Origin of the sequence: Labrys wisconsinensis, from assembly GCF_030814995.1 — a bacterium.
Classification (GTDB): domain Bacteria; phylum Pseudomonadota; class Alphaproteobacteria; order Rhizobiales; family Labraceae; genus Labrys; species Labrys wisconsinensis.
Genome location: NZ_JAUSVX010000035.1, coordinates 15,172 through 27,273 on the forward strand (window position 1 = coordinate 15,172; position 12,102 = coordinate 27,273).

Sequence of the window (12,102 nt, forward strand, 5' to 3'; positions counted from 1 at the left end):
CCACCGCGGGGCCGGCATGCCGGCGGGAGGACGGACGTGAAATACGCCTTCAACACCTGGGCCTATGGCAGCTTTCCCAGCTGGCTGCCCTCCTATCCCCTGGACGAGGTGGTGCGGCGCCTCGCCCGCATCGGCTATGACGGCATCGAGATCGGCTGCGCCGCCCCCCATGCCTGGCCGGCCTATCTGCCGGCCGCCCGGAGGGCCGAGCTGCGCCGCCTGATGCAGGGCGAGGGCCTGCCGGCGGTCAGCCTGCTGCCGGCTCCCGGCGGCGGTCCCGGCTTCAACGCCGCCTCGCCCGTGGCCGAGGAGCGGCAGGGCACCGTCGCCCATTACAAGGAGGTGGTGGACCTTGCCGCCGATCTCGGCGCCGGCATCGTGCTCTACATCGCCGGCTGGCAGGTGTTCGGCACCGGCCGGCGCGATGCCTGGGCCTGGAGCACGCAGGCCCTCACCGAGATCGGCCGCCATGCCCGCGAGCGCGGCATCATCGTGGCGATCGAGCCGACCGCGGCCGACAGCAACCTGGTCGAGACCGCCGACGACGCCCTGGAGATGATGCGCGAGACCGGCCTGCCCAACGTCAAGGTGATGTTCGACACCTATCACGCCCTCTACCGCAACGAGGTGGCGGCCGACTATATCCGCCAGATGGGCGCAGACCTCGCCCATATCCATTTCGCCGACACCGATCGGGGCGCGCCGGGAGACGGCACGGTCGACTGGACCGGCGTGATGCAGGCGGTCAGGGATGCCGGCTTCGCCGGCCACCTCACCATGGAGATCGGCTTCCACACGCGCAAGGCCGATCCCGACCACTATGCCCGCCGGGCGCTCGCCTATTGCAAGGCGATCGAAGCGTCGCTGGGCTGAGCCGGGAGGGCGCACCGATGAGCGATCCCTCCAACCTGCTCGCCACCAGGCCGGCGCTGACCCTTCCGGCGGCCCGGGCCGTCCTGGCGGCGGCGCGCGAGGCCGCGCTGCGGCATGGGCACGCCGTCTGCATCGCCGTGCTCGACGATGGCGGCCATCTCGTCTGCCTGGAGCGGCTCGACGGGACGCAGATCGGCAGCATCGAGATCGCGATCCTCAAGGCGCGGACCGCCGTCGCCTTCCGGCGCGGGACGGCCGTGTTCCAGGACGCGGTCGACGGCGGCCGCCCGACCCTGCTCTGCCTGCCGGGGGCGATCCCGCTCGACGGCGGCGTGCCGCTGGCCTGGCGGGGCGAGGTGCTGGGGGCGATCGGCGTCAGCGGCGCCGACGAGGCCGGGGACGGCGCCATCGCCCGGGCCGGGGCGGCGGTGCTGGGCTGACCGTGGCCGCACCGGCGTCCCGATTGCCGGCGCCTGCCGGCCGGGCGCGCCGGGGCTCAGCCCTTGTTGGCCTTGTGGCGCTCGATCGCCTGCAGGATCATCGCCTCGGCCTCCTTGGCATCGCCCCAGCCGGTGACCTTGACCCACTTGTTCTTCTCGAGGTCCTTGTAGTGCTCGAAGAAGTGCTCGATCTGCTGGCGGGTGATCTCCGGCAGGTCGGTGTAGTTGTGCACGTTCTCGTAGCGGCGGGTGAGGCGCGGCACCGGCACGGCGATGATCTTCTCGTCGCCGCCGCCCTCGTCCTCCATCTTGAGCACGCCGACCGGCCGCACCGCGATGACAGCGCCCGGCACGATGCCGCGCTGGTTGGCGATCAGCACGTCGATCGGGTCGCCGTCGTCGGAGAGCGTGTGCGGCACGAAGCCGTAATTGCCGGGATAGCGCATCGACGTGTAGAGGAAGCGATCGACCACCAGCGTCCCGGCCTCCTTGTCCATCTCGTACTTGATGGGTTCGCCGCCGACCGGGACCTCGACGATCACGTTGACCTCGTGCGGCGGGTTGCGGCCGATGGAAATGGCGTCGATACGCATGAAGAACCGGTCTCCTCGGATGGTCGGGCGGCGAATGCCGGCCGATCTTGGATGCCGGAACGCTTATGCGCAACCCAGCGCCGATTCAATCGGGAATGATGCCGAACGAGCCGCGTGCGCCGTTTCAGCCGGCCGCAGCCGACCATCCGAAGGCGATCTTCTGCAGCCGGGCGCTGCCGAAGCTCTCGACGGTGGTGTCCACCGGCTCGCCGCCGAGGCGGCGATAGAAGCCGCAGGCGCCTTCGTTGTCGGCCAGCGCCCAGACCAGGATGCTCTTCACCGCATGGCCGGCGAGGTCGCGCCTGACCGCCGAGAACAGGCGTCGGCCGAAGCCCAGGCCCTGATATTCCGGCCGGAGATAGAGCTCGAAGATCTCGCCCTGGAAGGGCAGGCCGAGCGCCCGGTTGCGGCCATAGGTGGCATAGCCGGCGACGACGCCGCCGAAGGCCAGCACGACGATGCGGGTCTTGCGGTCGATGGCGTTCTTCCACCATTTGGCGCCGCGGCGCTCGACCATGCGCTCCAGCTCCGGGCCGGGGATCAGCCCGCGATAGGCGTTGCGCCACGCGAGGTCGTGGACCTCGGCGATGGCGCTGGCATCGTCCGGACGAGCGAGGCGGATCTCGATGGCGTCGGTGTTCATGGGGGTAGGATAAGCGGCCAGTGCCGCGCCCCGCAAGAGTGTCGGTCCCATGTCCGCATGATTTGATCGCCGCACCCCGAGAGGCTACATCGCCGGTGACGAGCGAGGATCCGATGCACGACACCATTGCCGGTTCCGGCGCCAAGCCGGTCGACCACCCGCCCCTGCGCGCCGGGCGGATCGGCGTGCTCCTGGTCAATCTCGGCACGCCCGACGGCACGACCTACTGGCCGATGCGCCGCTATCTCAAGGAGTTCCTGTCGGACCGGCGCGTCATCGAGGTGCCGCGCCTGTTGTGGTGGCCGCTGCTCAACCTGATCATCCTGTCGACCCGCCCCTCGAAGAGCGGCGCCAAATATGCCTCGATCTGGAACCGGGAGAAGGATGCCTCGCCCCTCCTGGTGATCACGCAGGCCCAGACCGAGAAGCTCGCCGCGCGCCTTGCCGCCCGTTCCGACCGCCTCGTCGTCGACTTCGCCATGCGCTACGGCAATCCCGCCATCGCGCCCCGCATCGACCGGCTGCGGGCCGCGGGCTGCGACCGCATCCTGATCGTGCCGCTCTATCCGCAATATGCCGCGGCCACCACGGCCACGGTCTGCGACAAGGCCTTCGACCACCTCAAGACGCTGCGCTGGCAGCCGGCGGTGCGCATCGCGCCGCAATGGCACGAGGATCCCGTCTATATCGAGGCAGTGGCCGCCTCGGTGCGCCGCAGCCTCGCCGCCCTCGACTTCGAGCCGGAGGTGATCCTGGCCTCCTTCCACGGCGTGCCGAAATCCTATCTCCTCGCCGGCGATCCCTATTACTGCTTTGCCGTGAAGACCGGCCGGCTGCTGCGCGCGGCGCTCGGTCTCGACGAGGCCCGGCTCAGGATCACCTTCCAGTCGCGCTTCGGCAAGGAGGAGTGGCTGAAGCCCTATACCGACGAGACGGTGGCGGGCCTGGCCAAGGCCGGCACCAGGCGCCTCGCCATCGTCGCCCCCGGCTTCGTCGCCGACTGCCTGGAGACCCTGGAGGAGCTCGGCACCGAGAACCGCGAAATCTTCCAGCACCATGGCGGCGAGAAGTTCGCCTACCTCCCCTGCCTCAACGACGGCGAGGAGGGCATGGCGGTGCTCGCCCATGTGGTCGAGCGCGAGCTGATGGGCTGGATTTAGAGCCTGGGGCGATCAGTCCCCGGTGCGAGCGCGCCTGCCGCGTCCCGCCTGTCTGCCCGCGGGGTGCCGAGACGAGAGAACCGGCCCCGTCGCAGAGAACATGCAAGCGATTGCGTTCGCGTGGATGGCCGGGTCAAGCCCGGCCATGACGAAACCGTGGCGGCGAGAACGGCAACGGTCGCATCAACCGCGACCGTCATGGGCGGACTTGATCCGCCCATCCACGCGAACGCGGGAGGAGGAGAAAAAAGCGCCCGGCCCCTGCCGTTCGAACGCCCGGGTTTCGGCATACGCGCCGGCCTCGTTTGCACAGCGCCTCGCCTCCGTCCCCCGCCTATGCCGCCGCGTCGAGGAAGCGCTCGACCTCCGCCGGCGTGGTGGCGAAGGAGGTGACGAGGCGCACCAGCGCCTCGTCCTCTTCAGGCGCGTCCTCGGGAGCGAGGCTCTGGGTCGGCCATTCATAGAAGGCGGCGCCGGCCGCCTGCAGCCGGGCGATCAGCGGCCTCGGCAGCACCGGGAACACCTCGTTGGCCTGCGTCGGCCAGGGAATGCGATGGCCGGCGGTGCGCAGGCCCTCGGCCAGCCGAGCCGCCATGGCGTTGGCATGGCGGGCGAGGTCGAGCCAATGCCCGTCCTCCAGCAGCGCCAGGAACTGCGCGGAGATCAGCCGCGCCTTGGAGACGACGTGGCCGCCGCGCCGCCGGCGCCAGTCGAAGTCGCGCGCCAGCGCCGGATCGAAGAACACCACGGCCTCGGCCATCAGCGCGCCGTTCTTGGTGCCGCCGAAGGAGAGCGCGTCGACCCCGGCCTTCCAGGTGATCTCGGCCGGCGTGCATTTCAGGGCCGCCACGGCGTTGGCGAAGCGCGCCCCGTCCATGTGGACGGCGAGGCCGCGCGCCTTGGCCGCCGCGGCGAGCGCCTGCACCTCCGGCACGCTGTAGACCCCGCCGCATTCGCTCGCCTGGGTCAGCGTCAGCGCTGCCGGCGTGGGCTGGCGCGAGCCGGCGGCCGGCAGGCGGTCGAAGGCGGCCTCGATCGCCGCAATGTCGATCTTGCCGCCGACGCCCGGCATGCCGATCAGCCGCGTCCCCTGGCCGAAGAATTCCGGGGCGCCGTATTCGTCGGCGATGACATGCGCTTCCTCGTGCGCCAGCACCGCGCCGTTCGGCGGGCACAGCGCCGCCAGGGCGAGCGCGTTGGTCGCCGTGCCGGTCGGCGTCAGAAAGACCGCGACCTCGCGCTCGAACAGGGTCGACAGGCGCCGCGCCAGCGCCTGCGTCGTCTCGTCCTGGCCGTAGGCCGGGGCGATGCCCTCGGCCGCCCGCCGCAGGGCGTCGAGCACGCGCGGGCTCGCGCCGGCCCAGTTGTCGCTGGCAAAGTTCATGGGAAACCTCCGACCCGCAAAGAAACCCTTCGTCGCGGCGGATGCAAGTCATGGCTGCCCGCAAGGAGGCTCGCCATTTGACAGATGTAACGCCGGCGAGACAAAATTTCACGAAGCGAGTGGCCGGCATCGAACCGGTCCGGCATGGGAGGAGACGATGACAGGCAAGCCGTTGGTGATGATCACGGGCGCCAGTGCCGGCATCGGCAAGGCGACGGCGCAGGCTTTCTCGAAGGCGGGACACCCGCTGCTGCTGCTCGCCCGCCGCGTCGAGCTCCTGCGGGATCTCGACCTGCCGGATGCGGTCTGCGTCGCCGTCGACGTGCGCGACCGCACGGCGGTCGAAGCGGCGATCGCCGAGGGCGAGGCGGCGCACGGTCCGGTCGACTGCCAGGTCAACAATGCCGGCATCGCGCCGCTGGCCAAGCTGGAGGACCAGGATCCGGCCGAGTGGCGCGAGGTGATCGACATCAACTGCGTCGGCGTGCTCAACGGCATGCATGCGGTGATGCCGGCGATGAAGGCGCGCCGGCGCGGCACCATCGTCAACATCTCCTCGATCGCCGGCCGCAAGTCCTACCCCTATCACGACGTCTATTGCGGCACGAAGTTCTTCGTCCATGCGATCAGCGAGGGCGCGCGGCGCAACATGGCGCCCTACGACGTCCGCGTGATCGTGGTCTCGCCCGGCCTGACCGAGACCGACATTCCCGGCACCATGCTGAACGAGGAAGCGCGCGCCTTCTGGCTCTCCGGCAAGGAGAAGGTCGGCGGCGGCATCGCCGCCGAGGACGTGGCGAACACCATCCTGTTCGCTTACCAGATGCCGCAGAACGTGCTCCTGCAGGAGCTGACGATCACCCCTACGCGCCAGGACTATTGAGCGCTGCCGCGGCGGCACCTCCATCAAAATGCCCGATCCCGGGTGCATGGAGGCGACGGAGGCGCGGCAGACGCGCCGATCCGGCCTCGGGAGGAGCCGCTGCACCGCGACGTCTACGAATTGCGCAACATCGACGCCGAGCCCGTCGCCGTGCTGGCGGAGCCTTGGGTCGAGGTGTTCGTGGCGGGCCCCGGCGAGACGCTGCGCTTCGTGGCGTCCTCCGGCGTTCCCGGCGCCTTCGAGACGGAGCACCGCGGCCGGGAGATCGTGCTCCATGGCTGGCCCGGCAGCATGCTGGAAGTGTTCCGCGACGATCGCTCGGTCTATCGCAGCACCGCGCCCGTGCCGCCGCTGCCGTCCGGCATGTCCATGCGGACCTTCGTCGATCTCCTGTTCGGGCGGCGCGCGGCCGAAGCGGATCCACGGCGCCGGCGCACCCGCTGACGCGGCGCCGCGGGCGCCGGCGGCCGGCTTTGCCGCCTCATGGCCCGACATGCTTGTAGAGCGTCGTGCGCGACAGTCCGAGGCGGCGGGCGGCAGCGGTGACGTTGCCGCCCTCGGCCGCATAGGCCTGGCGGATCCGGCGGCAGCGCATCGCATCGAGGGGGCGGCCGGCGCAGCGGGCGCAGGCATCGTCGTCCTCGGCCTCGGCCGCGCCGTCGTCCAGGAGGTCGCCGTCGGCCGCGATCGCGGCCCGGCGCAGATGCGCGCCGAGCTCGCGGATATTGCCGGGCCAGGACCGGCCGCGCAGGCGCTCCATCACGTCGTCGGTGATCGCGAGGCGGGCGCCGTCCCGCGCCAGCAGGTGGTGGACCAGCGCGGCGAAGTCGCTGCGCTCGCGCAGGGGCGGCAGGGCGATGGCGAAGGCATCCAGCCGGTAGAGCAGGTCGCGGCGAAAGCGGCGTGCGGCCACGGCCTGCTCGAGGTCGGCATTGGTCGCCGACACCACCTGGACGTCGACCCGCCGCGTCTTCTGGCCGCCGACCGGCCGTATCTCCATGTCGTCGAGGAAGCGCAGCAGGGCGGCCTGGGCCGGCAGCGGGATGTCGGCCACTTCGTCGAGGAACAGCGTGCCCTTGTCGGCGAGGCCGATCAGGCCGGGGGATCCCTCGTTGCGCGCGTTGGTATAGGCGCCCCGCTCATGGCCGAAGAGCTCGGCGATGAAGAGCTGCTCGGGGACGGCGCCGCAGTTCACCGCGACGAAGGCGCCGCCGCGGCCGCTGACGGCATGGACGTGGCGGGCCATCAGCTCCTTGCCCGTGCCGGTCTCGCCGGTGATCAGCACCGCCATGCGCCGCCGGACCGCCGCGGGGAGGTCCCGCATCCCGCGCTGCAGCGCGGCGTCGCCGCAGACGAAGCCGCTCTCGGCGGGGACTGCCGCCGCCGGGAGGGCCGCCCGCGCCGCGCCGCCGCCGATCCGGCGGCCGGCCAGGAACACCGCGCTGCCGGCCCGGTCGCGCACGCGCACGGGGCCGCCATGGCGCAGGCCGTCCATGGTCGCGGCGAAGCCGGCGTCGAACAGGGCCTCGAACGCCGTGCCGGCGCCGGCCGGCAGGCCCGACAGCAGGGCCCGCCCAGGGCGGTTGAGCGAGCGCAGCCGGCCCTCCGCGTCCAGCACGAGCAGGCCGGCCGAGAGCGTGTCGAGATAGTCCGGGCGCGGATGGAAGGCGAGGACGAGGGGGCTCGAGCGGTCCTGCAGGATCAGGCCGTTCTCGATCTCGGTCGCCGCCATCCGCAGCAGGGCATGGGTGTGCTGCTGGCGAGCCTCGTTGGAGCAGGAGGCATCGAGGATGCCGGCGACCTCGCCTGCCGGGTCGAACACCGGCACGGCCAGGCAGCTGAGATGGCCGTGCGCGGCAAAGAAATGCTCGCGCCCGTAGATCGCGATCGGCGCGGCGTCCCGGATGGCGAGGCCGAGGGCGTTGGTGCCGCGCTCCTCCTCCCGCCAGACGCTGCCCGGCACGATCGAGCGGCCGGCGGCGCTTTCGGCGAAGCGATGGTCGCTGATCGTGTCCAGCACCACGCCGTCCGCATCGGCGAAGGCGATCATGAAATCCGAGCCGGCGATCTGGGCGTGCAGGAGCTGCAGCTCGGCCAGGGCGAGCCGGCGCAGCAGGCCGGCCTTCTCGCGCCTCGCCCGGACATCGTCGAAGGGAACGACCGCCCCGCGCGGGTCGTCCAGGGGGTCGAGGCCCCGCGCGACGCAGCGCGACCAGCTCTGCGCGATCGCCTCCGGCAGGGCGCCGGCGGGAAAGCGCCCGCTGCGCTCCAGCGCCGCGCGCGCCCGTTCCAGACCCGATGCCTGCAGCATCGCCATCCTCCCTGGATCTTGCTTTGCCGCCGGTGATGCAAAGGCCACGCCAGCACCGGGAAGCCGTCCAGTCGCTGGACACCGCGTCGGCGCGCCCCGTCCAGCGACTGGACGGCGCCGGAGCGGCGGGGTCCGGCAACCCCTTGAAAAGACGCGAGCCGCTTGCGTGGCACGGAAGCTGCGGTCGGGACCGGCACGACAGCGCGAAGCGCGTCGGCGCAGGAGGAAACGATGAAGGCACAGGTGCTGAAGACCTATGACGAGACGCTCACCGGCGAACGCTGGGTGGCGGAAGAGACCGTGCCCGATCCCAGGATCGCCAGGTCGACGGACGTGATCGTGCGGATCGGCGGGGCCGGCGTCTGCCGGACCGATCTCCACATCATCGAGGGCGTGTGGAAGCCGCACATGGACCCGACCGGCGACAGGCTGCTGCCCCTGATCATGGGGCACGAGAATGCCGGCTGGGTCGAGGAGGTCGGCAAGGAGGTCGAGGGCATCCGCAAGGGCGATCCGGTGATCGTGCACCCCAAGATCACCGGCGGCACCTGCCTCGCCTGCCGCCGCGGCTTCGACATGCACGGGCCAGGAAAGTTTCCGGGGCTCGATTGCAACGGCGGCTATGCCGAGTTCCTCTGCACGTCGGAGCGCAACATCGTGGCGCTGCCGCGCAGCCTGCAGCCCAAGGAGGTCGCGCCTTATGCCGATGCCGGCCTCACCGCCTATCGCGCCGCCAAGAAGGCGACGCGCCATCTCCTGCCCGGCGAAACCTGCGTGGTGATCGGCGCCGGCGGCCTCGGCCATATCGGCATCCAGTGCCTGAAGGCGATGTGCGCCGCCGACGTCATCGTCGTCGACCGGTCGGACGGCTCGCTGGCGCTGGCCAAGAAGTCCGGCGCCGACCACCTGGTCAAGGCCGACGGCAACGAGGTCGAGGCGGTGCTGGCGCTCACCGCCGGCGCCGGCGCCGAGGCGGTGATCGACTTCGTCGGCGAGAAGGGCACCACCGCCAAGGGGCTGGCGATGACGCGGCCGATGGGCAGCTACTACATCGTCGGCTATGGCGAGGACGTGCGCGTGCCGACCGTCGACATGGTCATCACCGAGAAGAACATCATCGGCAATCTCGTCGGCACCTGGGCCGAACTGACCGAGCTGATGGCCCTGGCCGACCGTGGGCTGGTGGAGCTGGCGACCGTCGAATACCCACTCTCCGACGCCAACCGCGCCCTGCACGATCTCAACGCCGGCCTGGTCCACGGCCGCGCCGTGCTGGTGCCGTGATGCGGGCGCGGAAGGCGCGTGGCGGAGGCTGAGGCCGCCAGCCCTGTCGGACGGCTGATGAGACGAAGGCCCGGCCCGGACATCATCCGCGCCGGGCCTTTCGTTTGCCGGCGGTCCACCCAATCTCCTGGCAGATGAAGAGGCGATGATCCCGATGTCGGTGACGAAAAGGCCTCGTCCGAAAGGATTTTGCTGCGTTGCATCGAGATTATCGCCGAGAAAACGTTTTGCATTGCGGCGCAATATTTTCTCAAAATGCTTCACTGTCGCAAAATGCGTGTGCGGGATCGTCGTCCGGATGCATCCGCAGGCCGGCGCTGGTGCGAATACTGGCGGAAATCCCGACCGGCGGCTCGGGTCTGGCCGGGAATGCAGTTGGCACGCCCATTGCTAAGCCTCAGGCGAGAACAACGATGACTGGTCCATCCGGGCGAGCCACGACAAGAACGAGGGGGAGGATGCCCGCCGAACGAGCCTTGTAATCGGCGCGAGGCCGATGGTTCCAGCCGGGGACGTGCTCCGGACTTTTCGGGAACCGTGCCTTGCTGCTTGCCGGGGGCTCCGACGGCTCATCCCGAGACCTTTGCCGATAGCAAGCGATCGGCCGCTCAGGCGGTCGAAAGATTGTCCGCGTCCGCGCGGCCAGGGGGCACCCGCGTGCGCCTCGGCGCCGGGCGAGCGGAATATCGATGTGGACTCCGACCCGATCAGGAGGATGGACGAGATGTCTGGAACTTTGACGCTCAACAAGATTACCGCCCAGCGTGGCATTTCCGTCGGCGAGGCGGCCAAGAAGATCGCCGATCTCGGCTGGAATCCTTCCTACGTCCAGGAAGCGATGACCTTTCCGACCGACTACAAGATCACCAAGGCCCCGAAGGATCCGATGAAGCAGGTCCTGCGGTCCTACTTCCCGATGCAGGAGGAGAAGGACAATCGCGTCTATGGCGCCCTCGACGCGGCCCTGCGCGGCGACATGTTCCGCAATGTCGAGCCGCGCTGGGTGGAGTGGATGAAGCTGTTCCTGGCAATCATCCCCTTCCCCGAGATCTCGGCGGCCCGCTCCATGGCGATGGTCGGCCGGCTCGCCCCGGGCGAGGATCTTCGCACCGGCTTCACCATGCAGATGGTCGACGAGTTCCGGCACTCGACCATCCAGATGAACCTGAAGAAATGGTACATGGAGAACTATATCGACCCGGCCGGGTTCGACATCACCGAGGAGGCGTTCGGCAAGTGCTACGCCACCACCATCGGCCGGCAGTTCGGCGAAGGCTTCATCACCGGTGACGCCATCACTTCGGCCAACATCTACCTGACCGTCGTCGCCGAGACCGCGTTCACCAACACGCTGTTCGTCGCCATGCCGTCGGAAGCCGCCCGCAACGGCGACTATGCGCTGCCCACCGTCTTCCTCTCCGTGCAGTCGGACGAGAGCCGCCATATCGGCAACGGCCATTCCATGCTGATGTCGATGCTGAAGGAGCCGGAGAACCACCTCCTGCTCGAGCGCGACCTGCGCTACGCCTTCTGGCAGAACCACGCCATCGTCGACGCCGCCATCGGCACCTTCATCGAATACGGCACCACCAACCGCGACAAGACCAAGGAGTCCTATGCGGAGATGTGGCACCGCTGGATCTTCGAGGATTACTATCGCACCTACATGCTGCCGCTGGAGAAGTACGGCATCAAGATCCATCACGACGACGTGCAGACGGCCTGGAAGCGTCTCACCGAGAAGTTCTACGTCCACAAGGTGGCGCAGTTCTTCTCCGTCGGCTGGCCCTTGAACTTCTGGCGCATCGAAGCCCAGACCGACAAGGATTTCGAGTGGTTCGAGCACAAGTATCCGGGCTGGTATGCGGAGTTCGGCGAGTACTGGAAGTGGTACGAGAAGCTCTCGAGGCCCGGCCAGACCATCATCACCTTCAACCCGGATGTCGGCTACGTCTATCCGCACCGGTGCTGGAGCTGCCTGGTGCCCTGCCTGATCCGCGAGGACATGGTGGTGGACGAGATCGACGGCCAGATCCACACCTTCGCCCATGAGCTCGATCGCTGGACGGCGGTGGAGGCCTTCGCCGGCGAATATCAGGGCCGGCCGACCCCGGCGATGGGCCGCTTCAGCGGCCGGCGCGAATGGGAGAGCTGCTACCACGACGTCGATCTCGCCGATGCCGTCACCGATCTCGGCTTCGTGCGCACCGACGGCAAGACGCTGGTGCCCCAGCCGCATCTGCGCTTCGACGACAAGGCGATGTGGACGCTCGATCACGTGCGCGGCCATACCATCAAGAGCCCGCTGACGCTTCTGCGTGAGATGACGCCGGAGGAGCGCGACGCGCACGTCGCCGAGTACCGCAAGGGCTTCACCATCAACCCCTGCAACTGACGGGGGTGCGGGGCCGGCGCGGGGCGGCCCCCCCCCCCCCCCCCCCCACCCCTCCCGCCCGTTCGGGGGGTCCCCCGCCTGGGGGCGGCCAATATCGTTCGCCGGCCTCCGGTGGGGGGCGAGGTCGCGGTCGGGG

Annotated in this window: 11 protein-coding genes; 7 read left to right on the top strand and 4 right to left on the bottom strand. The window is 69.6% G+C overall.

From position 1 onward, the window contains the following. Nucleotides 1-36 precede the first annotated feature (36 nt). Nucleotides 37-873, top strand: coding sequence for a sugar phosphate isomerase/epimerase family protein (locus tag QO011_RS41930; RefSeq protein WP_307286565.1), 837 nt, complete (start codon nucleotides 37-39; stop codon nucleotides 871-873). Nucleotides 874-890: 17 nt separating this feature from the next. Then, the gene (locus tag QO011_RS41935) at nucleotides 891-1,313 is read left to right on the top strand and encodes a GlcG/HbpS family heme-binding protein (protein ID WP_307286568.1); all 423 of its coding nucleotides are present in this window, start codon (nucleotides 891-893) and stop codon (nucleotides 1,311-1,313) included. Between the two features lie 56 nt (nucleotides 1,314-1,369). On the opposite strand, the gene ppa is transcribed toward QO011_RS41935, so the two are convergent. Both ppa and QO011_RS41945 read right to left on the bottom strand, forming a co-directional pair. Continuing rightward, entirely contained in the window at nucleotides 1,370-1,906 is a 537-nt protein-coding gene (gene ppa / locus QO011_RS41940; protein WP_307286571.1) for an inorganic diphosphatase, read from the bottom strand. Nucleotides 1,907-2,030: 124 nt separating this feature from the next. Continuing rightward, the gene (locus QO011_RS41945; RefSeq protein ID WP_307286573.1) at nucleotides 2,031-2,549 is read right to left on the bottom strand and encodes a GNAT family N-acetyltransferase; all 519 of its coding nucleotides are present in this window, start codon (nucleotides 2,547-2,549) and stop codon (nucleotides 2,031-2,033) included. A 113-nt stretch (nucleotides 2,550-2,662) separates the two neighbouring features. On the opposite strand from QO011_RS41945, the gene hemH reads away from it, so the two are divergent. Then, the gene (gene hemH, locus QO011_RS41950; protein WP_307286575.1) at nucleotides 2,663-3,709 is read left to right on the top strand and encodes a ferrochelatase; all 1,047 of its coding nucleotides are present in this window, start codon (nucleotides 2,663-2,665) and stop codon (nucleotides 3,707-3,709) included. Between the two features lie 334 nt (nucleotides 3,710-4,043). Here the strand turns inward: hemH and QO011_RS41955 are convergent, their stop codons facing one another. Further along, the gene (locus tag QO011_RS41955) at nucleotides 4,044-5,093 is read right to left on the bottom strand and encodes a threonine aldolase family protein (RefSeq protein WP_307286580.1); all 1,050 of its coding nucleotides are present in this window, start codon (nucleotides 5,091-5,093) and stop codon (nucleotides 4,044-4,046) included. Between the two features lie 157 nt (nucleotides 5,094-5,250). On the opposite strand from QO011_RS41955, the gene QO011_RS41960 reads away from it, so the two are divergent. Both QO011_RS41960 and QO011_RS41965 read left to right on the top strand, forming a co-directional pair. Next, nucleotides 5,251-5,976, top strand: a complete 726-nt coding sequence (locus QO011_RS41960) for an SDR family oxidoreductase (protein ID WP_307286585.1) — start codon at nucleotides 5,251-5,253, stop codon at nucleotides 5,974-5,976. Between the two features lie 42 nt (nucleotides 5,977-6,018). Then, a complete protein-coding gene (locus QO011_RS41965) occupies nucleotides 6,019-6,420 on the top strand; it encodes a hypothetical protein (RefSeq protein WP_307286589.1) in 402 nt (133 codons plus the stop codon). Between the two features lie 37 nt (nucleotides 6,421-6,457). On the opposite strand, the gene QO011_RS41970 is transcribed toward QO011_RS41965, so the two are convergent. Then, the gene (locus tag QO011_RS41970; RefSeq protein WP_307286591.1) at nucleotides 6,458-8,287 is read right to left on the bottom strand and encodes a sigma-54-dependent Fis family transcriptional regulator; all 1,830 of its coding nucleotides are present in this window, start codon (nucleotides 8,285-8,287) and stop codon (nucleotides 6,458-6,460) included. 231 nt (nucleotides 8,288-8,518) lie between these two features. Here QO011_RS41970 and QO011_RS41975 point away from each other — a divergent pair, with 231 nt between their 5' ends. Both QO011_RS41975 and QO011_RS41980 read left to right on the top strand, forming a co-directional pair. Further along, complete coding sequence (locus tag QO011_RS41975; RefSeq protein WP_307286594.1) at nucleotides 8,519-9,571, top strand: NAD(P)-dependent alcohol dehydrogenase; 1,053 nt, start codon at nucleotides 8,519-8,521, stop codon at nucleotides 9,569-9,571. Nucleotides 9,572-10,295: 724 nt separating this feature from the next. Continuing rightward, complete coding sequence (locus QO011_RS41980; protein WP_307286596.1) at nucleotides 10,296-11,966, top strand: aromatic/alkene/methane monooxygenase hydroxylase/oxygenase subunit alpha; 1,671 nt, start codon at nucleotides 10,296-10,298, stop codon at nucleotides 11,964-11,966. The last annotated feature ends 136 nt before the right edge of the window (nucleotides 11,967-12,102 follow it).

What these genes read in the sequence shown, in the direction of transcription:
- QO011_RS41935 (WP_307286568.1), top strand. Translation starts at nt 891, where the DNA reads ATGAGCGATCCCTCCAACCTGCTCGCCACCAGGCCGGCGCTGACCCTT.
- ppa (WP_307286571.1), bottom strand. Translation starts at nt 1,906, where the DNA reads ATGCGTATCGACGCCATTTCCATCGGCCGCAACCCGCCGCACGAGGTC.
- QO011_RS41945 (WP_307286573.1), bottom strand. Translation starts at nt 2,549, where the DNA reads ATGAACACCGACGCCATCGAGATCCGCCTCGCTCGTCCGGACGATGCC.
- hemH (WP_307286575.1), top strand. Translation starts at nt 2,663, where the DNA reads ATGCACGACACCATTGCCGGTTCCGGCGCCAAGCCGGTCGACCACCCG.
- QO011_RS41955 (WP_307286580.1), bottom strand. Translation starts at nt 5,093, where the DNA reads ATGAACTTTGCCAGCGACAACTGGGCCGGCGCGAGCCCGCGCGTGCTC.
- QO011_RS41960 (WP_307286585.1), top strand. Translation starts at nt 5,251, where the DNA reads ATGACAGGCAAGCCGTTGGTGATGATCACGGGCGCCAGTGCCGGCATC.
- QO011_RS41970 (WP_307286591.1), bottom strand. Translation starts at nt 8,287, where the DNA reads ATGCTGCAGGCATCGGGTCTGGAACGGGCGCGCGCGGCGCTGGAGCGC.
- QO011_RS41975 (WP_307286594.1), top strand. Translation starts at nt 8,519, where the DNA reads ATGAAGGCACAGGTGCTGAAGACCTATGACGAGACGCTCACCGGCGAA.
- QO011_RS41980 (WP_307286596.1), top strand. Translation starts at nt 10,296, where the DNA reads ATGTCTGGAACTTTGACGCTCAACAAGATTACCGCCCAGCGTGGCATT.